We start from the raw sequence: 20,444 nt of genomic DNA, 5'->3' as shown, positions 1-20,444 counted from the left end.
GCCCGCTTCGGGCCGGTGTCAGGGGCGGCGCAGGACCGCGAAGGACTCCATGTGGTGGGTGTGCGGGTACAGGTCAAAGACGCGCAGCATCTCCAGCTCCCAGCCTGCTTCACCGAACCAGGCCAGGTCCCGCGCAAAGGAAGCCGGGTCGCAGGACACGTAGCCAACCACCCGCGGTGAGGCGGCACTGATCTGGTCGACAACCACCCGTCCGGCGCCGGTCCGCGGCGGGTCCAGGAGGACTGCGTCCAGGCGGCCTTCATGGTTGCGCAGCACGCGGTCCACGCGGCCCTGGACAACCTCCACCTGGGGCATGGCGAACAGGTTTTTGCGGGCATCGCGGCTGGTCCCGGGCGACCCCTCAACGGAAAGGACATGCCCCTCGGTTCCAACGGCCTCCGCGAGCGGAGCGGTGAACAGGCCCGCTCCGGCAAACAGGTCTGCGGCGCGCTCACCGGGCTGGAGGTCCAGGCCCTGCACCACGGCCTGCACCAGGGTCCCGGGGGCACTGCGGTGAATCTGCCAGAACCCCGCTCCGGTGACCCGGTAGTCATGCCCTTCGGCCTGTTCCCGGACCCAGGTCCGGCCGCGCAGCCGCGTCAGCTCATGGCTTTCCGGATCCCAGGCGGCCACCGATACGGTCTCACCGGCGGCCGGATCCGCAACGGTGCCGATTTCGGAGGCAATGCGAGCCAGCGTCCGCGGACGGGTTCCGCCGGCGGGGATAAGCAGGACCAGCGGCGGACCGCCTGCAGCGGGTGCGGCAACCTCGACGCGTTCGGCACCGGTGAAGTCCACCTCCCACAGCTTCAGTGCATTGATGGCGGTTGAAGCGAGCGGCATCTCCTGGACCGGTACGAGGTCTTCGGACCGGTGCGGATGCATGGCGAGGTGCCCGCCCGGAGCTACCGAAAAGCTGGCACGGGTTCGCCAGCCCAGCCCGTCAGGATTTTCTTCGGCAGCCGCTTCAACGGTAACTTCGCGTTCGATGCCGGCAAGGCGCCGAAGCTGCTCGGCAAAGATGCCGGCCTTCAGCCGGCGCTGTTCAGCCAGACCGATGTGCCCGAATTCTGCCCCACCCACCGGAAGCCTGCCGCGTGATCCTGCCTTGAGCGCGTCCGCCGGTGCCCAGAAGTGCGGAACGCGGGCCGGCGCAGGTTCCAGGACCTCCACGACGTCGGCACGCCAGAACTTGGCCTTCTCCCCCGCGTCCGTGAGCCTCGCCCGGACGCGCTCCCCCGGCAGGGCATGCCGGACGAAAACGACGCGGCCTTCGTGACGGGCAACGAAATGCCCGCCGTGGGCGGCCGGACCGATTGTCAGTTCAAGATCACCGGGGGCGGATGCACCCTGCGGGGTTTGGGGGGTCATAGTTGCGTTCGAACTTCCGTGTTGGAGCTAAAACACCATCACACCACGATTTCACCTGCGCACCGGACTATGCTTTCCTTTGGCCCGGAGCGGGATACGGCAGTACGCGGGAAATCCCGCCAGGAACATGAGGTAGGACACGGTGGCGCATTACGTGATCATGGGCTGCGGCAGGGTGGGAGCCATGCTGGCCCATACCCTGGACAACGCCGGACATACCGTGGCGGTCATTGACCAGGATCCGCGGGCGTTCCGGCGGCTGCGGCCGTCCTTCACCGGCTCCCGGGTCACCGGCGTCGGGTTCGACCGCACCACCCTGGAACAGGCCGGCATCGAGGATGCCTACGCATTCGCCGCGGTTTCCAGCGGCGACAACTCAAACATCCTTTCTACGCGCGTGGCGCGCGAGACTTTCCATGTGCCCCACGTCGTGGCACGGATCTATGATCCGGGACGCGCTGAGATCTACCAGCGGCTGGGCATTCCCACCGTCGCCGCCGTTCGCTGGAGTGCAGACCAGGTGCTGCGCCGCATCCTGCCCGAGCAGAGCATCAACGGCGACTTCCGGGAAGCATCGGGCCGGCTCATCCTGGGCGAGCTGTCGCTGGAGCCTTCGTGGCTGGGCCGTCCCCTGCACGAGGTGGAGTCCGCGGCCGGCGTGCGGATCGCGTACCTGACCCGCTTCGGCGAGGGCGTGCTTCCCCGCGCGGACACCAGCTACCAGCAGGGCGACGTCCTGCACGCAATGATGCAGGTAGGACGAACCGCGGAGATCAGCAGGATCCTCTCCGCTCCGCCAATGAAGGAGAACTCGTGAAGGTAGTGATTGCCGGAGCCGGCAGTGTTGGATCCTCGATTGCCCGCGAGCTGCTCTCCCACGGACATGACGTGCTCCTCATCGACGAAAAACCCGAAACTGAAAGCCGGAGCGAACTGACCGGTGCGGCGTGGCTGATCGGCGACGCCTGCGAACTGACCACCCTGAAGGATGCCGGGATGGACAGTGCCGACGTGGTGGTCTCCGCAACGGGCGATGACAAGGTGAACCTGGTGGTTTCGCTGCTCGCCAAGACGGAGTTCGGAGTGGCGCGGACCGTAGGCAGGGTCAACAACCCCAAGAATGACTGGATGTTCGACGACTCCTGGGGCGTAGACGTTGCCGTCAATACGCCCCGCCTCATGACGGCGCTGGTGGAGGAAGCAGTCGAGGTCGGTGACCTTGTACGGCTCCTGACCCTGCAGACCGGAGTCGCTTCGATGGTCGAGTTCACCGTCCCGGCCGCCTCGCCCATGCTGGGAGCGCGCGTGGGGTCCGTTCCGTGGCCGCAGGATTCAACCCTGGTTGCCATCCTGCGCGACGACGCTCCCATCACCCCCACCGGCGACGACGTCATAGAGGGCGGCGACGAGCTGTTCTTCGTCACGACCATTGCGGCGGAAGATGAGCTGCGGGCTCTGCTGGCCCCCAAGCCCTAGTTCCTGCGCCGGCTGCACTTCGCCGCCGGCGCAGGAACTAGGACGCGCGGACGGTTGCCGGCCGGGAAATGACCCAGGCCAGCCAGAGGCCCAGCGCGTACAGCGGCACGCCCATGGCCAGCCGCATGGTGCCCAGGGCCGCCACGTTGTCTGCCAGGTACAGGGGAAGCTGCACTGCGAGCCGCAGCGCAAACACGGAGATGATGATCCAGGTGGCCAGGGAGTAGGCGCGCAGGCGCTTTGGCTCACCGCGCCAGGACAGGTTCTCGCCCCGGATAAAGCCGAACAGGAGTCCGGCAACCGGCCACTTGACCAGAACTGAGACGGCAAAGGCAAGGATGTACACGGCGTTGAGGTAGAACCCCGGGAGGAAGAACGTGGTGCCGCTGCCGCTTCGCAGCGCAAACACGGCGCAGATTGCGACGCCGATGACGCCGGTCAGGGACTGGACCAGCGGCCGCTTCTGGATCAGGTTGGCTACGGCGAAGGCTCCGGCCGCGACCACTGCGGCCCCAAGGGACAGGTACAGTCCCGCGGTGATGGTGTAGATCAGCGTGAAGAGCAGCCCGGGGAGGATTGCCTCGGCGAGTCCACGCACGCCGCCGACGGATTTCAGCACGTCTATCTGCCCGTCATCGCCGCGTTCGACGCCGGATCGGGCTGCGTACTGTCCGGCCAGCTCGCTCATCGAAGGCTGGCCGTCGGGGCGGCCCTTGCCTTCGGGGTCTGGGCTGGTGCTCATATTTCGCCTTCCGGACGTCCGATGATTTCGTACCGCGGATTGAAGATGGTGGGCTGGCCGGCGACGCTGCTGACCATGCCCTCGAACGCTACCTGGGTTCCCGCCACTATGCCGGGAATCCGCCGCTGGCCGATCCAGACCAGGCGGACCCGCCGCCGGGCCTGCGCAGCCGCCGGATCCCGGTAGGCGCCCTGCAGGTCCGCCACAACCGCGGTGAACCGCGGCGCAGAATCCGTCGGAACCAGGGTGACTGATTCAACGTAGCCGGTGCTGTGTGCGCGTCCACGGCCCGGCAGATCGGCAATGCGGAGCCGGGCCGGTGCGCCGGCTGCGGCCGGAGTTGTCTGCTTAGCCAATGGTGGTAATTTCCGGCCCGCGCCGGGGCGGTTCCGGCTTGGCTGACTCTTCACCGCGCTTGGGCAGCGGAGAAGCGTCCCGGGGCAGGTTCAGCTGCAGCAGGTCCCGCGGAGGCAGCGGCGCATCGCCGCGGACCACCACAACGTTGCGGAAGACTTCTTCCAGCGGACCGGCTGCATCAGGGTTCATGGCCGCCGGGCCGCCGAAGACGCCGCGGAGGAACCAGCGGGGACCGTCGACTCCAACGAACCGTGCCACACGGTAGCCCTTGGAACCGTCCTGCGCCTGAGCGGGTACCCGGGCAAGCAGTTCGGTGCCCAGCCGTCCCTCAAGCTCGTCAGCCGTGCCGCCCTGGGAGGAGACCGATTGAACGATCTGTGCGCGGATTTCGTCCCAGAGGGTCTCCGACTTGGGTGCTGCGAAGGCCTGCAGCTGAAGACTGGAACCGTCCAGATCCAGGGTTACGGCCACAACGCGCTTGGTCTTTTCTTCTACTTCCAGGCGCAGCGCCAGCCCCTGTGTGGCAGCAATGCGCAGCGCACCCAGGTCCACGTAACCCTCCTCCGAAGGCCGGTCAGCGACGTCGTACGGGCCCTGGGCCGGTCCGTCCGCGGCACCGGCAGCTTCTTCTGCGGTGTCCTGCTCCCCGGGCACGTACCCGGATTCCGCCCGGTCTTTCCTGCGGCGTCCAAATGCCATCGCCTGGTCCTCTTTCCTTCTGTGGTTCCGGGCAGGTGAACCCGGGATGTGGCGGCCTAAGCCGTTGCTGTGCCGAATCCGCCGGTGGAACCGAATCCTCCGGCTCCCCGTACCGAGTCGGAGAGCTCTGCAACGGGTTCGAACTCCGCAATTTCAACGCGCTGGATCACCATCTGCGCAATCCGGTCCCCGCGCTTGAGCCGGATGGTCTCGGCGGCGTCCGTGTTTAACAGTGTGACGGAAATTTCACCGCGGTAACCCGCGTCAACGGTACCGGGTGCATTGACGATCGTGAGTCCGTGCCTGGTGGCCAGACCGGAGCGCGGGTGGATCAGGGCCACGTACCCAAACGGCAGGGCAATCGAGACGCCGGTGGGCACGAGGACGCGCTGGCCCGGAGCCAGTTCGACGTCGACGCGGGCCCGCAGGTCCGCGCCTGCGTCTCCGGGGTGGGCGTAAGACGGCGCTTCGAGGCCGTCGTCGAGCATTTTCAGCTGGACTTTCACGCTGGGTCCTGCTTGCTGCACAGCTGTCTCCGGGATCTTTCTGGAACGGTTTGGGAGCACCGGCAGCCAGGGACCGGCGGCGCCTTGATTACTTTAGCGCGTGCCGACTCCCCCGTGCCGTCCCGCCGCGCGGGCCGCACCAGGGGCCGGGAAGGCAAGATGAAAAGCCGGAACAAAGATGGAAAGCTAGGAGTATGTCAACACCCGCTGCCCACAGCCCCGCCCAGACCGTGCTCTACTCGGAGAGGCTGCTGCCGGCATTCTGGATCTGGCTGGTTGTGGCAGGCATGTCCGGGACCTTCGTCCTGGCCTTCATTCCCATCAGCCTGCTCGTGGGAATCCTGGTGGCCGCAGTGGCGGCCGTGGTACTGACCGTGCTTCTGCTGATGTCCACCCCGGTCATCAGGGTGACCGAAGAGACCGTCCAGGTGGGCCGTGCCCAGATTGAACGCAAGTGGATCGGCGCGGTGGAGGCATACCGCGGGGACGACGCGACACAGCAGCGCGGGCCCGCGCTCAACGGCACGGCGTACCTGTGCATCCGCGGCTGGATCAGCCCGGTGGTCAAGATGGAAATCACTGACCCGGCTGACCGGACCCCGTACTGGCTGACCTCCACGCGCAACCCGGAGAAGCTGGCAGCTGCACTGCAGGCGCCGCGCAGCTAACCCGCTCCGCCGCAGAATCGGACCGGGCCTACCCCTCGCACTCGATGCAGTAGTAGAGCCCGTCCTTTTCCTTGGCAATCTGCGAACGGTGCCGCACCAGGAAGCAGGACGCACACGTGAACTCATCCTGCTGGGCGGGAAGCACCCGAACCATGAGCTCTTCGCCGGAAAGGTCCGCGCCAGGCAGTTCGAAGCTGTCCGCTGCCTCCGCTTCGTCTTCATCCACCACGGCCGACTGGACGTTGGTCCGCCGTGTCTTCAATTCCTCGATTGACTCTTCACTGGCGTCCTCGTCGGCCTTGCGCGGCGCGTCGTAGTCTGTCGCCATATTTCTCATCCCACCATCGGTGTCAGTACTTCACGGGTAGATCCAGGCACGTACTCCGGCCCCGGGCACCTGTCCCGAAACCGCAGCGCGGCTCGGACTACACAACGCCGCGGCCCCTGCGTTTGTGCCCGCAGTAGAGAGATTTTTGTCCGCCCTGAACGAAATAGCCACGCCTGCGCGGCGTGCACCGTGCCCGCAGGCCAAGAATCCTTGCAGGCGCAGGCCCTGGATCCGCGCCACACCGGGCTAAACGGTAGGAAATCCGGTGCCCGGATGGCATTGTTTCAGGAAGGAGTTGCTATCGATAGCGAGGATTTTTTCATGCAGGATCTACGGCTCGTGGGTGTCCATGAGGGCGGCGAACATCTGCTGCTGAGCGGACGGGGCGGCGAAACATTCCGGCTCCGCATCGACGAAGCCCTGCGTGTTGCTGCTTCCCGCCCCGCGCGGCGTGCCGGACAGGCTGCCGAGCCCGAGGCGGGGCCCACCATGACTCCCCGCGATATCCAGGCACGGATCCGGTCCGGTGCCAGCGCCGAGGAGGTGGCTGAGCTCTCCGGCCACGACATCGCACACATCCGTCGGTACGAAGGACCCGTGCTCGCTGAACGCGAGTACATTGCCCGCCAGGCCCAGTCCGTCGAGGTGGCAGCTCCCATGAGCGCTGCACAGGACAGCCACCGCTCAGCCTTCGGGGATTCTCCGGTGAACCTGGGCGACATGGTCAACCACCGCCTCCGCGCCTTCGGCGTGGACCCGGAAACCGTCGTCTGGGATTCATGGCGCCGCCCCGAGGGTTCCTGGGATGTAGTCGCCAGCTTCAGCCTCGGTGAGAACTCCCGGGTATCCGTCGGCGAGGAGCCCCCCGCCCGCTGGACCTACAGCCCGCTCCGCCGCCAGGTGACCAACGCCAACCGCTGGGCACAGCTGCTCAGCGAACTCGCGCCGGTGGACTCCCCGGTCCCGGCACGCAGGCTCTCCGCCGTCGCGGACCGTGTCTTCGATTTCGAAACCGACACCGCCCCCGAGGAGCCCCTTCCGGTCTCGGACGAAGAGACGGATGAGCTGTTGAACGTCCTGCGGTCCCGGCGCGGCCAGCGCCTGGGCACGGATGAAGACGCCGACGACGCCCTGGCCGCCCTGCTTGCCAAGGGCAGCATCCCCGCAGCCCACCCGCGTGACGGGCAGGCCGAGCTTGAGGACGAGTCCTCGGTCCGTCCGCGCACCGGCAAGCTGAGCCTGGCACCCGTACTGCCCGAGGAGCCGGAAGCACCTGCCGAGCCGGAAGCGGAAGAGGATCCATCCGATCCGCTGCGCCTGGATGATGGCATCAGCACCTCAACGCGGGAAATCAGTATCCTCGCCCGGCCGGTTCGCGGTTCGCGCGGGACGGATGCCGGAAAGCCTCCGGCCGAGCCGGAGGAGCCTTCCGAGACCCCCGAGGCGAAGGAACCGGTGACCGAGCGGCGGATCAAACCCAAGCGTTCCTCGGTTCCCAGCTGGGACGAGATCGTCTTCGGTACCAAAGGCGACTAACGCCGAGGGCGGTCCGGAAGTATGGCGGACCGCCGGTGCAGCCTATTCCCGGACTGTGCCAACCGCGCAGATGTCCGGATCTTCGCCGGTTCCGGCGTACCGTGCGGCCTGCTGCGCACCCATGCGCCGCATGTAATGCCGCCGGCAGAGCGTTTCGTAGCCCACCACCGGCGGCGCGCCGGCTTCCTCGGGCTCAAAGAGCGCTTCGGGTCCGGGATCGGCCGGCCGCTTGTCCACGTCGCCCACCACAACCTGGTCACCGGTGACCACCATGACCCCGTCCACGGTGCGCGCGTTGTGCGTGGCGCGGCGCCCGCACCAACAGAGCGCGCGGACCTGCAGGACCTCGATTCGGTCGGCCAGTTCGATCAGCCGCTGCGAGCCCGGGAACAGCCGCGTACGGAAGTCCGTGGCGATGCCGAAGGCGAATACATCGACTTCCATCTCGTCCACGATCCGTGCGAGCTGCTCAATCTGCTCCTCGCTGTAGAACTGCGCCTCGTCGCAGATGAGGTAATCCACCCTGTCCCCCGCACCGCGGGTCCGGATCACCTCGTCCCAGAAGTCGGTGTGGTCCGTGACCTCAACGGCGCGGGTCTTCAGGCCCAGCCTGCTGGAGATCATCGCGTTGCCCGCGCGGTCATTGCGGCTGAAGAGAATTCCTCCGCGTCCGCGGGCGCTGTGGTTGTAGTCCATCTGCAGCGCCAGAGTGGACTTGCCGCAGTCCATGGTCCCGGAGAAGAACACGAGTTCAGCCATAACCTACTTCCGCCCGCCCTTTGCCGGACGGGCCAGCGTCAGGAGCGGGACTTCACGCTCGGCACGGGTTAGCGAGCCGTGCTGGCCCACCATCTGCAGGGCCGACGGGCTGGCCCGCCGGGTATCAAAGAGTGCAATCGGCTCACGTGCGGCAATCAGCAGGTCGCCGATGCGGGGCAGGATTTCCGGGCGGACGGGCCCAAACAAGCCTGCCGCAACGGCTTGGTCCCGGGTCAGGATCCATGCCCTGGTGCCCAGTGCCTGCTGCCACGAGGCCGTGAGCCGCTCCAGGGTGCCGGCCGGTGCATCCGTTTCAAGGTACAGCTGCACCATGCGCGGATCACCGGCGGTGTGCCGTACACCCTCGATTAGGTCCGGGTACGCCGAGTAGTCAATCCGGTGTTCCGGGGCGGTGTCCACCATGCCGTGGTCCGCGGTAAGGAGAACAAGGGTGTCCGGGGGAAGCTTGGCGGTGAAGCGCTTGAGTGCCGAATCCAGTTCCTCCAGCGCGCCTCCCCATTCCGGGGACTGGGCACCGTAGCGGTGTCCGGTCTTGTCCAGCTCATTGAAGTAGAAGTACATCAGCATGCGCTTTTCCGCGGCCAGCGCCCCCAGCGCGGCTTCTACGCGGGCATGGATGCCGGTGCCCGACGCATGGCTGCCGCCGCGAAGGGCGGCGCGGGTCATGGCTGAATCCGCAAACCGCGGCAGGCTGACCGTCGTGACGGGCAGATGCCCGGATGCCTGTTCAAGGACGGTCGGGAACGGCTGCCAGCTGCGTGGATCCACACCCGGGTCCCAGTTGCCCAGCATGTTGACCACTTTGTCCTGGGCGGGATCAAGCACGTCATAGCCAACCATTCCGTGCTGCCCCGGAGGGAGGCCGGTCCCCAGCGAGGCGAGGGACGCCGCCGTCGTGGTGGGGAAGGCAGCGGTGAGGGTGCGTCCGCCGTCCTGCAGCGACCGCAGGAAGGGAGCGTGTCCGGAGCGCTGTTTCAGCAGGCTCCGGCCGAGTCCGTCCACCATGACCACGCAGACCCGCTTCGCTGCGGGAAGCTCCAGGGTGTTGGTGAAGCCGGGGACCTGCAGGACAGCCGCGGCACTGGTGAGGACCTCAGCTACGGAACTGCGGCCATACCCGGGGGCCGGAGGAAGGGGTTCGGAGGCGGGTGCTGCGTCCATGCCCCTTACCGCTGGTGGTGGCCGCGGTTGAACCGGCTGCCGATGCCCGGCATCCGGTTCCGGTCGAGTGCCGGTTCCAGGGCGCGGACGTTCATGGTGTCGGTGTTGACCTTGCGCAGGGCGCGGGCGAAGGCCTTGGCGTTCTGCACTGCCTGGATTCCGTCAGCCTCCGCGGACACTCGCAGGACAATGTCTTCCTGCGCGATGGTTCCGGTGTAGCCGTGGTCAGCCTCGCACTGGGGATCGGCACAGCCTGCCGGGCCCATGTCCAGGCGCTGTCCGCCGGACCAGGCGATTGCCAGGGTCAGTTCACGGGCCTGGTCTGAGGGCTTGTAGTTCTGGGGCTGGGAGTACATGTAGCCAAGTACCACGGAGCGGATCTGGGCCACCGGAACAGATTCGGTGGAGACCTGCGCCATCATCTGCTCACCGGCTTCGTCGAGCTGCTGGTCGTCAACATGGGTGATCACCAGCATGTCCTCGGTCAGCACCAGGACAGTGATGTGGCGGTGCACCTCGGTCCGGTCGAAATGCGTTTCAAGGTGGATCAGATGGGAGAGGGGCTCACGCCCGTCCAGGGCGTCATGCACAACGTCTGCCAGCAGCGTGGGGTAGAAGCCTGCGCGCTCAATGGAGGCGTCAAGGCTGCGGCGTTCAGCGGAAAGTAGCGGCGACATAACACCAGTTTCCCCCAGATGCACCCTGAGCACCTAAAAAGGCGCGCTGGGGTTGCATAAGCATCCCCGGCTGGTGCCGTGGCTGTGGAAAAACTAGTCACGCAGCGCACGGCGGGCACTGTCGGTGCGCTGCTGCGGGTTGCCCAGCCGGATATCAGCGCTCAGCACCGTGACGCCCTGCACCGAGACCAGCACCGGATTGATTTCCAGCAGCGCAATCTCCGGGTGCTCGTCCTTCAGCAGCGCCACCCGGGCAATGAGGTCCTCCAGGGCAGCGACGTCGACCTTGGGCAGTCCCTGGTAACCGAAAAGCCGCCGTGAGGTTCGCGGCGTCCTCACCAGGTCCGCAATATCGACGCTCGTCAGCGGCGGAATGCCGTGGGCCCAGTCATCGAGCAGGTTCACCGCGTCCCCGGCAATCCCGAAGGAGAGGACTGGGCCAAGCAGGGGATCCTCGATGGCCCGCAGTACACAGCCCTGGCCCGACGGCGCCATTGACTGCACCTCGAGTTCGAACCGGCCGTAGGGCTCCAGGGCCGTGCGCATCTCGGAAATGTTGCTCCGCAGCGACTGCTCCGAGGAGATGTTCAGCCGCACACCGCCCAGGTCCAGCCGGTGCCGCAGGTGTTCATCCATGGTCTTGAGGACAACGGGCCAGCCCAGCTGGTCCGCTGCCGCGACGGCCTCGTCCTCGGTGCGGAACGGCAGGGACGGCAGGAGGCTGATCCCGTAGAAATCCAGGAGCCGTGCGGTTTCGTCCGGGCCCAGGCGCAGGAGTTCGGTGTTGGCTACCCGGGACATCTGCTCGTCGATGAACGTCTGTGCGGCCTCCGTGTCTACGCCCGCCGGCTCCGCATAGTGGCCGTGTTCCCTTCCTGCCCATTCGCTGTAGCGCACCAGCGCGGCCAATGCGCTGACTGCGGCACCGGGACTGGCGAAACACGGGAGGCCGGCCGGCAGTCCGGGCTCCGCGGCCTCACCTTCCGCGGCCGGCTCCGGCGGAACCTGTTCGCGGGAGCCCAGTATGCCTTCAGTGAGCTGGCTGGGGTCCATGATGCCGGTGAAGACCGCCACCACGGGCTTTCCGCCCTCGATCGCACAGTCCAACAACGTTTCTGCGACGGCGTTGTTGTCCAGTCCCGGTGCCGGCAGCAGCGTCACGACGGCGCTGTGTACGGCCTCATCCGCCAGGGCCTTCGCGACGGCTTCACGCAGTGCAGGCAGTGCCACGCTCTGGCCGCGGTCCAGGTCGAGGTCGATGCGCAGGTGCACGGCGTCCAGGTCCAGCGGCACGGCCGCGTCGGCCAGCACCCGGCCGAGTGCCGCGGAGTTGCTCAGCACAGCCAGCCCCCTGCCCTGCGGCAGCGGCTGGCTGCAGGCGATCTGGGCTACGTCCATGAGCTGTTCGTTCGTGGCCACCCGGATCACGCCGGACTGGCGGAGCATTGCGTCCAGGGCTCCCTGCGGGGCCTGGGTCAGCCGTACCGAGTGCCCCGGGGGAAGCTGCAGGCCGGTGACGTCCGATTTGGCCACGATCACCGGCTTGCCGGTGGCGAGGCGCCGGGCAATGCGGGAGAACTTTCGCGGGTTGCCCACCGATTCGAGGTACAGGCCCACCACCTTGGTGCCGGCGTCGTCTTCCCAGTACTGCATGACGTCGTTGCCGGAGACATCCGCCCGGTTGCCGGCCGAAATCGTGGAGGACAGTCCCAGGCGCCGGCGCTGGGCAGCTGCGTAGAGAAGGACGCCGATCGCTGCGGACTGGCTGAACAGGCCCAGTCCCCCACGGCGCGGCAGGGCCGGAGCCATGGAGGCATTCAGCGAAACCTCGGGACGGGTGTTGATCAGGCCCAGGGACGCCGGTCCCAGAACCCGCATGCCGTTGGCCCGGGCGTAGCGCACCAGCCGGCGCTGGCGCGCCAGGCCCGCTTCGCCGTCGTCGAATCCCGCGCTGACCACCAAAAGGTGCTTGACGCCCGCCGCGGCACATTCCTGGGCCACGCACTGGACCTGGTCATACGGGACGGCAATGACTGCCAGGGAAACCGGTTCGGGGATCTCGGAGATCTTGCCGTAGGAGACCATTCCGGCGAGCTCGAAGGCCTCCGGGTTCACGGCGTAGACACTGCCGGTGAACCCGCCTTCAACGATGTGTTCCATCAGCTGGTAGCCGACGCTGCCCCATTCGCGGCTGGCGCCGATGACGGCAATGGACGACGGCGCGAGCAGGTCCGCGACGCTGCGCGCCTCCGCGCGGTGTTCGCGGGCCTCCATGACGGCGCGGGACTTTTCCGTCGGGTCGATGTCGAAGTCGAGGGCGATCACGCCGTCGTCGAACGCGCGGCGAACCTCATAGCCGGCGTCCGCGAAAACGCTGAGCATCTTGCGGTTCTCCGGAAGGACCTCGGCACTGAAGCGGCGGATCCCGTTTTCCCGGGCGGCGGCGGCCAGGTGTTCCAGGAGGATCGAACCGATCCCCCGGCCCTGGTGCTCATCGGAAATGTTGAAGGCGACTTCGGCCTCGGTGGGATCATCCAGGCGGTCATAGCGGCCGATTCCCACGATCTCGGAGCCGAGTGTGATGACAAACGCAACCCTGTCCCGGTAGTCCACGTTCGTAAAGCGCTTCAGCTCGCGGCCGCTCAGCTTAGCCTTGTAAGTGAAGAAACGAAGATAGATGGAGCTCTGGGACTGCCGCATGTGGAATGCCTGCAGCGCCTCCGCATCCGCCGGGGAGACAGGCCTCAGGTGGCCGGTGCGCCCGTCCCGCAAAACGACATCAGCTTCCCAATATTCGGGGTATTGTCCCTGCTCCGCCATAGACTCAGACTAGTGGGCAATTTTTAGAACCCGCCACTGACCCTCCACAAAGCACCGAAACCGACCAAGTCAACACCAACCTCAAGGACGCAAGAACTACATGGCCCGGCGCTCTGCCTCCGCACCCACTCCCGGCGAACCCATCGCTGAGAACATCATCGATATTGATGTCACCACCGAGATGGAGGGGTCCTTCCTCGAATACGCCTACTCGGTGATCTATTCGCGTGCCCTGCCGGACGCGCGTGACGGGCTGAAGCCCGTGCAGCGGCGCATCCTGTACATGATGGCGGAGATGGGGCTGCGTCCGGACCGCGGACACGTCAAGAGTGCCCGCGTGGTCGGCGAGGTAATGGGCAAGCTCCACCCCCACGGTGACTCGGCAATCTATGACGCCATGGTCCGCATGGCCCAGGACTGGGCCCTGCGCCTGCCGCTGATCGACGGCCACGGCAACTTCGGCTCGCTGGATGACGGCCCCGCAGCTTCGCGCTACACAGAGGCAAGACTGGCGGCCGCCGCGCTGACCCTCACTGACCACCTCGACGAAGACGTGGTGGACTTCGTTCCCAACTACGACAACCAGCTGATGCAGCCGGAAGTACTGCCGGCTGCGTTCCCCAACCTGCTGGTCAACGGCGCCTCCGGCATCGCCGTCGGCATGGCCACCAACATGGCACCGCACAACCTCGGCGAGGTCATCGCGGCTACCCAGCACCTGATCCGGCATCCCGAGGCGACACTGGATGACCTGATGCGCTTCGTGCCGGGTCCGGACCTGCCCTCGGGCGGCCGCATTGTGGGCCTGGACGGCATCCGCGACGCCTACGCCACCGGCCGCGGTTCGTTCAAGACCCGGGCCAAGGTAGAGGTGGAGCAGCTCACCGCCCGCAGGACCGGGCTCGTGGTCACTGAACTGCCGTACATGGTGGGGCCGGAAAAGGTGATCGAGAAGATCAAGGACGCGGTCACCTCCAAGAAGCTCCAGGGAATTTCCGACGTCGTTGACCTCACGGACCGGCAGAACGGACTGCGCCTGGTGATTGAGCTGAAGAACGGCTTCAATCCCAAGGCCGTCCTGGCCCAGTTGTACCGCTACACCCCGATGGAAGATTCCTTCGGCATCAACAACGTGTCCCTGGTGGACGGCCAGCCGCGCACCCTGGGCCTGGTGGAGCTGCTCCAGGTCTACGCTTCCCACAGGCTCGGCGTGGTCCGCCGCCGCACCGCGTACCGGCTGGGCCGCAGGAAGGACCGCCTGCACCTGGTTGAGGGCCTCCTGATCGCGATCGTGGACATTGACGAGGTCATCCAGGTCATCCGCTCCTCGGAAGAGACCGCGGAGGCACGGACCCGCCTGATGTCCATCTACGACCTCACCGAGATCCAGGCCAACCACATCCTTGAACTCCGGCTTCGCCAGCTGACGAAGTATTCGCGGCTGGAACTCGAGAAGGAGCAGGAAGAACTGCGCGCAGCCATCGAGGAACTGCAGGCCATCCTGGATTCCGAGGAGCGCCTGCGGGAGCTCGTGTGCGAGGAACTCGGCGAGGTTGCCGCGAAGTACGCCACCCCGCGGCGCACAGTACTCCTCGAATCCGAGGCCGTGGCACCGGTGGCGTCCGAGACCGTTGCCGTCAAGGCGGGCAAGGGTGCCAAGGCCGTGCTCCCGCTGCAGATTCCGGACGATCCCTGCTGGGTGATCCTCTCGTCCTCAGGGCAGCTGGCACGCACCTCCAACCAGGAGCCGCTGGCCGAAGGCGGGCAGCGGACCCGGCATGATGTGTTCCGCAGCGTGGTGGCAACGACGGCCCGCGGCGAGATCGGAGCGGTGACCTCCTCCGGCCGGATGATCCGCGTCCAGGTCATGGACATGCCCGCCCTGCCTCCAACCAACGGGCTGCCCAACCTCGCCGGCGGCGTGGCCGCCAAGGACTTCATGACGCTGACGAAGGGCGAGAAACTCGTTGGCCTGGTGCCGCTGAACGCCGTCCTGGCGCTCGGCACCCGCAACGGCGTCGTCAAGCGGGTCAATCCCGAGTATCCGCTGAACCGGGACGACTGGGAAGCGATCACGCTCAAGCCGCGCGATGAAGTGATTGGTGCCGCTGTCGCTGCGAACGACGACGACGAACTCGTCTTCGCGACCAGGGGCGCCCAGCTGCTTCGCTTCCCCGCTTCGGCCGTGCGGCCGCAGGGCCGGACCGCCGGCGGCGTGGCGGGCATGAAGCTCGGTGAAGGTGACGAGGTGATCTTCTTCGGCGTGGTCGCGGCGGGAGACCCCGACGCCGTCGTCGTCACCGTTGCTTCCGGCACCGAAACGATCCCCGGTACGCCCGGCGGCTCGGTGAAGGTGACGGACTTCGCCGAATACCCGGCGAAGGGCCGCGCCACGGCAGGTGTGCGGGCGCACCGGTTCCTCAAGGGTGAAGATGCACTGACAGTAGCCTGGGTCGGGCACGGACCCGCCAAGGCCGCGGCCGCGAACGGCGTGGCGCGGGCACTGCCCACCGAACACGGGCGCCGGGACGGCTCCGGAGTTCCGCTGGCCAGCCCGGTGGAACATGTCGGTCCCAGCATGACTGCTCCGTAGCCCCCACCGCTCAACCGCGAAGGGCCGGACCTGGTTTTCCAGGTCCGGCCCTTCACCGTTTCAACTCTTCCGCTGCTAGGTGCCGAAGCGCCGCAGCCGCAGCGAGTTGGCGACCACCAGGACCGAGCTGGCGGCCATCGCCGCGCCGGCGATCATCGGGTTCAGCAGGCCAAAGGCTGCCACCGGGATGCCCACGGTGTTATAGAAGAACGCCCAGAACAGGTTCACCTTGATCGTCCGCAGGGTCCGTCGCGAAAGCTCGATCGCCGTGGCGACCTGCCCCAGCGAACTGCCCATCACGGTCAGGTCTGCCGCAGCCATCGCGGCGTCCGTTCCCGAGCCCATGGCGATGCCGAGGTCCGCCTGGGCCAGCGCTGCGGCGTCGTTCACGCCGTCGCCGGCCATGGCTACCGTTGCACCCTGCTCCTGGAACCTGCGTACCGCGTCCACCTTGCCCTCCGGACGGACGTCGGCCAGCACGTCCTCGGGGGCGATTCCTACTTCCCGCGCCACGGCGGCGGCCACTACGGCGTTGTCACCGGTCAGCAGGACCGGACGAAGCCCCAGTTCGCGCAGCCGTGCCACCGCTTGCCGGGAACCGTCCTTGATGGTGTCCTGCAGGCTGATGATGCCTGCCGGCGTCCCGTCAAGCGCCACGACGACGGCGGTGGCACCGGTTTCCTGTTCGCGGCGAAGCGTGTCCGCCGCAGTTGAATCGAGCGGGATCCCGTTCTCTTCCAGCCAGCCCGGCCGGCCGGCCACGATGCTGCGTCCCTCAACCACTCCGCGGACCCCGCCTCCCGGCGAGGAAAGGAACCCGCTGACGGGCGCCAGCCCCGGCCCCTGCCCGGCAGCTGCCGCGATGGCACGGGCAATCGGGTGCTCTCCGGCATTCTCCAGGGAACCGGCCAGCCGGAGCAGCCCGTCCTCATCTTCGGATCCTGCACCCGGCAGCAGTACCGTCCGTGCCACCGAGAGCTTGCCGCTGGTGACCGTGCCGGTCTTGTCCAGCAGGATGGTGTCCACGGTGCGGGTGTCCTCCAGCACCTGCGGGCCCTTGATCAGGATGCCCAGCTGGGCACCGCGTCCGGTGCCGGTCAGCAGCCCTACCGGAGTAGCCAGTCCCAGGGCACAGGGGCAGGCAATGACCAGGACAGCGACGGCGGCGGTGAAGGCGCTTTGCAGGTCCCCGGTGAACACCAGCCAGAGCAGGAAAGTGACTACGGCGATGGCAAGCACAACGGGAACGAACACCGCGCTGATCCTGTCCGCGAGCCGCGCGATCGGTGCCTTGCCGGACTGGGCCGCGCTGACCAGCGCACCCATCTGGGCCAGGGTGGTTTCGCTGCCAACCCGGGTTGCCCGGACCAGCAGCCTGCCGGAGGTGTTGACGGTGGCGCCGGTGACGGGATCGCCGGGATGCACCTCCACCGGCAGTGACTCACCGGTGATGAGGGCTGCATCAATGGCAGACTCGCCCTCCACAACGGTTCCGTCCGTGGCGACCTTTTCCCCCGGACGCACCACGAACACGTCCCCGGGCACCAGCTCGGACGCAGGAATGAGCACTTCGCGCCCGTCCCGGAGCACCACTGCGTCCTTGGCTCCCAGGCTCAGCAGGGAGGTCAGGGCATCCGCAGCGCTGGTCTTGGCCCTGGCCTCGAGGTACCGGCCGAGCAGCAGGAACGTCGTGACCACCGCAGCCACCTCGAAGTAGAGGTGGGCTTCGCCCATGCCCGGATCAGCCGTCAGTCCCGGATCAGCTATCAGCTGGGCCAGGGAGAACAGGTACGCAGCGCTGACCCCGATCGAGACCAGGGTGTCCATGGTTGATGCCAGGTGGCGGGCATTGACCGCCGCCGCCCGGTGGAAAGGCCAGGCGGACCACAGGACCACCGGCAGCGAGAGTGCTGCTGCAACCCAGCCCCAGTTGGGGAACGCAAAAGCCGGCACCATCGAAACGAGCAGCACCGGCACGGTCAGGATAGCGGCGGTCATCAGGCGGGGGCGCAGCTCTGCCGCGGTGCCGCCGTGTGCCATGTGGTCCTCGTGCCCGCCGTGGCCCGCGGGCACCGCCAGCTTCGCCTGGTAGCCGGCCGCTTCCACGGACGCGACCAGCTGGTCATCGGTCACGCCGGCAGGAACCCGGACCGATGCCGAGTTGAGCGGAAGGTTGACGGTGGCCTGGACTCCCTCGATCTTGCCGAGCTTGCGTTCAACGCGGTTGACGCAGGAAGCGCAGGTCATGCCCTGAATATCCAGCGACACCTCGCGCTCTGCCAGGTGCTGCTGTTCATGGGTTGCCATGATTCTCCTTTCAGCCCACTACGGTGTAGCCGGCTTCTGCAACGGCCTCACCGAGCAGCTCCGGCGCGATGGCTTCACTGGAAGTGACCACGGCGGTCGAAACGCCGTCGGCCACCAGGTCCACCTGGACATCCTGGACGCCTTCGACGGCGCTGAGTTCCTCGGTGACAGAAGCGACGCAGTGCCCGCAGGTCATTCCGGAAATGCTGAGTTTTGTTTCCATGGGTTGTTCCTCCTCTGGCGGGGCGGGGCCCCGCCGGTTCTCCGGCAGCCCGCTGCTAGCGCAGCAGCCGGCCAATGGCGTCTGTTGCTTCCTGGACCTTCGTGTCCACGATCGACGGATCCCCTGCTGCCTCCGCTTCCCTGGCGGCCGTAACCACGCAGTGTCCAATGTGGTCCTGGACCAGGCCGAGGCTGACGGCATGCAGCGCCTTGGTGACGGCAGAAACCTGGGTCAGGACGTCAATGCAGTACTTGTCCTCGTCCACCATCCGGGCAATCCCCCGGACCTGCCCCTCAATGCGCTTCAGCCGCCGCAGGTAGGCCTCTTTGTCGCTGGCGTAACCGCGCTCTTCTTCCACCACTTTGATGGCGTCAAGTGCATTCGTGTCCACGATCCGACCTCCCGGTAAATTCTGGCAACACCAGGAAATCTATACCCCCTATGGGTATCCGTCAAGTACCCCCAGGGGGTACCGCTGCGCCGGGTGGCGGACTGCCCGCCGGGCGCTGGCGTAAGGTTGGACGCGTGGGAAAGAAAGCACTGACCAGCGCGGCGGAGGACTACCTCAAGGTCATCTGGACGGCACAGGAGTGGACCGATGCGCCGGTGACGGTATCAGCCCTCTCGGCGCATCTGGGATTCTCTGCGTCCTCGGTTTCGGAGGCAGTGAAGAAACTGTCCGCCCAGGGGTTCCTGACCCATGCCCGCTACGGCTCAGTAGCCCTGACTGCCGCCGGTGAGCAGGCTGCGGTGAACATGGTCCGCAGGCACCGGCTCATCGAAACGTTCCTCGTTGAGTATCTTGGGTATGGCTGGGATGAAGTCCATGACGAGGCGGAGAACCTGGAACATGCCGTTTCGGACAAGATGGTGGAGGCCCTGGCCGTGCGGTTGGGTCACCCGGTCCGCGATCCGCACGGAGACCCCATTCCCGCCCCGGACGGCAGCCTGCCTCCGCTGGATGCTTCACGGCTGAGCCACAGTGAACCGGGAGAAATCCTGCGCATCGCGAGGGTCTCGGACACCAGCCCCGAGCTGCTGCGCTACCTGGGCGGCATGGGGCTGGGCCTGGACACCGAGATCAGCATCCTGGAGCGGCAGGCCTACGCCGGCACCCTCACACTGGAACGGGGCGGCGGACGCGTCGAGCTTGGACTGCCCGCCGCCGAAGCAATCTGGGTTGTGCGGGCCTAAGCCGGTTCCGTGTCCAGCGGCAGGTCATACACCACCTGCCGGCTGACCGGCCGGTAGCCCAGGTTCTCGTAGATCCTCAGGGCACCGGACGGATTCTCGGTATCCACGCCCAGTCCGGCGTTCTGCATTCCCGAGTCCCTGAAACGCCGCATGGCTTCAGCGAGCATGGCTGGGGCAATCCCCATGCCTCGCCACGGCCGCAGCACACCCAGGAGCTCGGTATACCCCTCGGAGTAGCCGAAGATTGCCGGGGACTCGGGGTCATAGCTGGCCAGCTGGTAGGCGCCAATCGCTCCGGTGTCGTTATCGACCACCACGAAGCTCCAGTCAGGGCGGAACTGAGGATGGCCCACCGTAAACTTCCAGCTCTCGGCGTCACGGGGCTCACTCCCCCAGTGATCCCGGAAGGCTTCGTTGTGGGCCTGGCGCAGCTCCTCCGAAATCCCCTCCGAGAAGGTCCGGAACTCCAGGCCGGCCGGAAGCTGCGCATCCGGCAGGTCTCCGTCAAGCGGACGCGTCATCTCAGTGAAGTACCGGACCACGCGGGCTCCCACTGATTCAAGCAGGGCCAGATGCGATGGATTGTTGGCTTCTGCATAGCTGCGCAGCACCGGGTTCGCGCCGTTCCGTTCCCGGACCCGTTCCCGCGCCCGGGCGGCCTGCCAGCGGTAGACCGCGGTACCAATGCCCTGCCTCCGCCAGGCCGGGTCCACTCCGCCGAATCCGGTGGCCCGGACTGACCCGGGATTGAGGCTGACAAGACCAAACGCCCGCGGCACACCGTCCGCGTCCACCCCCAGCAGCGAGTCAGCTGCCGGATCATCACCCTGCCGCTGCAGCGCATGCTCCAGGTCAGCGCGGTCTTCCGCCCAGCCAGGCTTGTCCGCCTCCACCATGCGGCGGATCAGGGCATGCCAGTCATCGACGTCGGCGGCTGTAATGGCACGCCACGCCAGCTGGGTCTGCGGTCCGGGCAGCTGCACGGGATGTGTTGGGGCCATGGCTC

Annotated in this window: 20 protein-coding genes; 6 read left to right on the top strand and 14 right to left on the bottom strand. The window is 66.8% G+C overall.

Annotation, left to right across the window (positions count from 1 at the left end):
* Positions 1-18 precede the first annotated feature (18 nt).
* Positions 19-1,371: a class I SAM-dependent RNA methyltransferase gene (locus GD628_RS07645; RefSeq protein ID WP_152274324.1), complete on the bottom strand. Its 1,353-nt coding sequence runs from the start codon at positions 1,369-1,371 to the stop codon at positions 19-21.
* A gap of 142 nt (positions 1,372-1,513) precedes the next feature.
* Between GD628_RS07645 and GD628_RS07640 the strand changes: the two genes are divergently transcribed.
* On the top strand, positions 1,514-2,188 hold the full coding sequence (locus tag GD628_RS07640; protein ID WP_152274323.1) for a potassium channel family protein: 675 nt from the start codon (positions 1,514-1,516) through the stop codon (positions 2,186-2,188).
* Complete coding sequence (locus tag GD628_RS07635) at positions 2,185-2,847, top strand: potassium channel family protein (protein ID WP_091605480.1); 663 nt, start codon at positions 2,185-2,187, stop codon at positions 2,845-2,847. The genes GD628_RS07640 and GD628_RS07635 overlap by 4 nt, the downstream gene beginning before the upstream one ends.
* Positions 2,848-2,884: 37 nt before the next feature.
* On the opposite strand, the gene GD628_RS07630 is transcribed toward GD628_RS07635, so the two are convergent.
* From GD628_RS07630 to dut, 4 genes are read right to left on the bottom strand one after another with little or no spacing between them, the layout of a single operon-like run.
* A complete protein-coding gene (locus tag GD628_RS07630) occupies positions 2,885-3,589 on the bottom strand; it encodes a DUF3159 domain-containing protein (protein ID WP_226802408.1) in 705 nt (234 codons plus the stop codon).
* Positions 3,586-3,945, bottom strand: a complete 360-nt coding sequence (locus GD628_RS07625; RefSeq protein WP_152274322.1) for a single stranded DNA-binding domain-containing protein — start codon at positions 3,943-3,945, stop codon at positions 3,586-3,588. Before GD628_RS07625 ends, GD628_RS07630 begins: the two co-directional genes overlap by 4 nt.
* A complete protein-coding gene (locus GD628_RS07620; RefSeq protein WP_091605486.1) occupies positions 3,938-4,645 on the bottom strand; it encodes a DUF3710 domain-containing protein in 708 nt (235 codons plus the stop codon). The genes GD628_RS07625 and GD628_RS07620 overlap by 8 nt, the downstream gene beginning before the upstream one ends.
* Before the next feature lie 56 nt (positions 4,646-4,701).
* Positions 4,702-5,211: a dUTP diphosphatase gene (gene dut, locus GD628_RS07615; protein ID WP_226802406.1), complete on the bottom strand. Its 510-nt coding sequence runs from the start codon at positions 5,209-5,211 to the stop codon at positions 4,702-4,704.
* A gap of 134 nt (positions 5,212-5,345) precedes the next feature.
* On the opposite strand from dut, the gene GD628_RS07610 reads away from it, so the two are divergent.
* Positions 5,346-5,819, top strand: a complete 474-nt coding sequence (locus tag GD628_RS07610) for a DUF3093 domain-containing protein (RefSeq protein ID WP_091605491.1) — start codon at positions 5,346-5,348, stop codon at positions 5,817-5,819.
* Positions 5,820-5,847: 28 nt separating this feature from the next.
* Here the strand turns inward: GD628_RS07610 and GD628_RS07605 are convergent, their stop codons facing one another.
* Complete coding sequence (locus GD628_RS07605; protein ID WP_091605493.1) at positions 5,848-6,147, bottom strand: DUF4193 domain-containing protein; 300 nt, start codon at positions 6,145-6,147, stop codon at positions 5,848-5,850.
* A 321-nt stretch (positions 6,148-6,468) separates the two neighbouring features.
* Here GD628_RS07605 and sepH point away from each other — a divergent pair, with 321 nt between their 5' ends.
* The gene (gene sepH / locus GD628_RS07600) at positions 6,469-7,683 is read left to right on the top strand and encodes a septation protein SepH (protein WP_152274320.1); all 1,215 of its coding nucleotides are present in this window, start codon (positions 6,469-6,471) and stop codon (positions 7,681-7,683) included.
* A 42-nt stretch (positions 7,684-7,725) separates the two neighbouring features.
* Here sepH and GD628_RS07595 read toward each other — a convergent pair whose 3' ends face one another.
* The 4 genes from GD628_RS07595 to GD628_RS07580 all read right to left on the bottom strand — a co-directional run bounded on the left by GD628_RS07595 (position 7,726) and on the right by GD628_RS07580 (position 13,121).
* Positions 7,726-8,442, bottom strand: coding sequence for a thymidine kinase (locus tag GD628_RS07595; protein WP_091605500.1), 717 nt, complete (start codon positions 8,440-8,442; stop codon positions 7,726-7,728).
* A gap of 3 nt (positions 8,443-8,445) precedes the next feature.
* Positions 8,446-9,624 (bottom strand): alkaline phosphatase family protein, encoded by a 1,179-nt coding sequence (locus tag GD628_RS07590; protein ID WP_152274319.1) that lies wholly within the window; start codon positions 9,622-9,624, stop codon positions 8,446-8,448.
* Positions 9,625-9,629: 5 nt separating this feature from the next.
* The gene (locus tag GD628_RS07585) at positions 9,630-10,301 is read right to left on the bottom strand and encodes a DUF5998 family protein (RefSeq protein WP_091605506.1); all 672 of its coding nucleotides are present in this window, start codon (positions 10,299-10,301) and stop codon (positions 9,630-9,632) included.
* A 93-nt stretch (positions 10,302-10,394) separates the two neighbouring features.
* Positions 10,395-13,121 (bottom strand): bifunctional acetate--CoA ligase family protein/GNAT family N-acetyltransferase, encoded by a 2,727-nt coding sequence (locus GD628_RS07580; RefSeq protein WP_091605509.1) that lies wholly within the window; start codon positions 13,119-13,121, stop codon positions 10,395-10,397.
* A 100-nt stretch (positions 13,122-13,221) separates the two neighbouring features.
* Between GD628_RS07580 and GD628_RS07575 the strand changes: the two genes are divergently transcribed.
* On the top strand, positions 13,222-15,714 hold the full coding sequence (locus GD628_RS07575) for a DNA gyrase/topoisomerase IV subunit A (protein WP_152274318.1): 2,493 nt from the start codon (positions 13,222-13,224) through the stop codon (positions 15,712-15,714).
* A 75-nt stretch (positions 15,715-15,789) separates the two neighbouring features.
* Here the strand turns inward: GD628_RS07575 and GD628_RS07570 are convergent, their stop codons facing one another.
* Genes GD628_RS07570 through GD628_RS07560 form a run of 3 tightly spaced genes read right to left on the bottom strand, consistent with a single transcriptional unit; the run spans position 15,790 to position 18,635 of the window.
* Positions 15,790-18,021 (bottom strand): heavy metal translocating P-type ATPase, encoded by a 2,232-nt coding sequence (locus tag GD628_RS07570; protein WP_152274317.1) that lies wholly within the window; start codon positions 18,019-18,021, stop codon positions 15,790-15,792.
* Positions 18,022-18,031: 10 nt separating this feature from the next.
* Positions 18,032-18,244: a heavy-metal-associated domain-containing protein gene (locus tag GD628_RS07565; RefSeq protein ID WP_152274316.1), complete on the bottom strand. Its 213-nt coding sequence runs from the start codon at positions 18,242-18,244 to the stop codon at positions 18,032-18,034.
* 55 nt (positions 18,245-18,299) lie between these two features.
* Complete coding sequence (locus GD628_RS07560; protein WP_276529350.1) at positions 18,300-18,635, bottom strand: metal-sensitive transcriptional regulator; 336 nt, start codon at positions 18,633-18,635, stop codon at positions 18,300-18,302.
* A 134-nt stretch (positions 18,636-18,769) separates the two neighbouring features.
* Between GD628_RS07560 and GD628_RS07555 the strand changes: the two genes are divergently transcribed.
* Positions 18,770-19,438: a metal-dependent transcriptional regulator gene (locus GD628_RS07555; protein WP_226802404.1), complete on the top strand. Its 669-nt coding sequence runs from the start codon at positions 18,770-18,772 to the stop codon at positions 19,436-19,438.
* Here GD628_RS07555 and GD628_RS07550 read toward each other — a convergent pair.
* The gene (locus GD628_RS07550) at positions 19,435-20,439 is read right to left on the bottom strand and encodes a GNAT family N-acetyltransferase (protein ID WP_226802400.1); all 1,005 of its coding nucleotides are present in this window, start codon (positions 20,437-20,439) and stop codon (positions 19,435-19,437) included. The genes GD628_RS07555 and GD628_RS07550 overlap by 4 nt on opposite strands.
* Between the last annotated feature and the right edge of the window lie 5 nt (positions 20,440-20,444).

The sequence above is a fragment of the Arthrobacter koreensis genome (genome assembly GCF_009193255.1).
Taxonomy (GTDB): Bacteria; Actinomycetota; Actinomycetes; order Actinomycetales; family Micrococcaceae; genus Arthrobacter_B; species Arthrobacter_B koreensis.
The sequence above is the reverse complement of the archived record's forward strand: the minus strand, read 5'-3'. Positions and strand labels throughout refer to the sequence as shown.

What these genes read in the sequence shown, in the direction of transcription:
- GD628_RS07585 (WP_091605506.1), bottom strand. Translation starts at nt 10,301, where the DNA reads ATGTCGCCGCTACTTTCCGCTGAACGCCGCAGCCTTGACGCCTCCATT.
- GD628_RS07595 (WP_091605500.1), bottom strand. Translation starts at nt 8,442, where the DNA reads ATGGCTGAACTCGTGTTCTTCTCCGGGACCATGGACTGCGGCAAGTCC.
- GD628_RS07645 (WP_152274324.1), bottom strand. Translation starts at nt 1,371, where the DNA reads ATGACCCCCCAAACCCCGCAGGGTGCATCCGCCCCCGGTGATCTTGAA.
- GD628_RS07570 (WP_152274317.1), bottom strand. Translation starts at nt 18,021, where the DNA reads ATGGCAACCCATGAACAGCAGCACCTGGCAGAGCGCGAGGTGTCGCTG.
- GD628_RS07575 (WP_152274318.1), top strand. Translation starts at nt 13,222, where the DNA reads ATGGCCCGGCGCTCTGCCTCCGCACCCACTCCCGGCGAACCCATCGCT.
- GD628_RS07550 (WP_226802400.1), bottom strand. Translation starts at nt 20,439, where the DNA reads ATGGCCCCAACACATCCCGTGCAGCTGCCCGGACCGCAGACCCAGCTG.
- sepH (WP_152274320.1), top strand. Translation starts at nt 6,469, where the DNA reads ATGCAGGATCTACGGCTCGTGGGTGTCCATGAGGGCGGCGAACATCTG.
- GD628_RS07590 (WP_152274319.1), bottom strand. Translation starts at nt 9,624, where the DNA reads ATGGACGCAGCACCCGCCTCCGAACCCCTTCCTCCGGCCCCCGGGTAT.
- GD628_RS07605 (WP_091605493.1), bottom strand. Translation starts at nt 6,147, where the DNA reads ATGGCGACAGACTACGACGCGCCGCGCAAGGCCGACGAGGACGCCAGT.
- GD628_RS07610 (WP_091605491.1), top strand. Translation starts at nt 5,346, where the DNA reads ATGTCAACACCCGCTGCCCACAGCCCCGCCCAGACCGTGCTCTACTCG.
- GD628_RS07565 (WP_152274316.1), bottom strand. Translation starts at nt 18,244, where the DNA reads ATGGAAACAAAACTCAGCATTTCCGGAATGACCTGCGGGCACTGCGTC.
- GD628_RS07580 (WP_091605509.1), bottom strand. Translation starts at nt 13,121, where the DNA reads ATGGCGGAGCAGGGACAATACCCCGAATATTGGGAAGCTGATGTCGTT.
- GD628_RS07620 (WP_091605486.1), bottom strand. Translation starts at nt 4,645, where the DNA reads ATGGCATTTGGACGCCGCAGGAAAGACCGGGCGGAATCCGGGTACGTG.
- GD628_RS07630 (WP_226802408.1), bottom strand. Translation starts at nt 3,589, where the DNA reads ATGAGCACCAGCCCAGACCCCGAAGGCAAGGGCCGCCCCGACGGCCAG.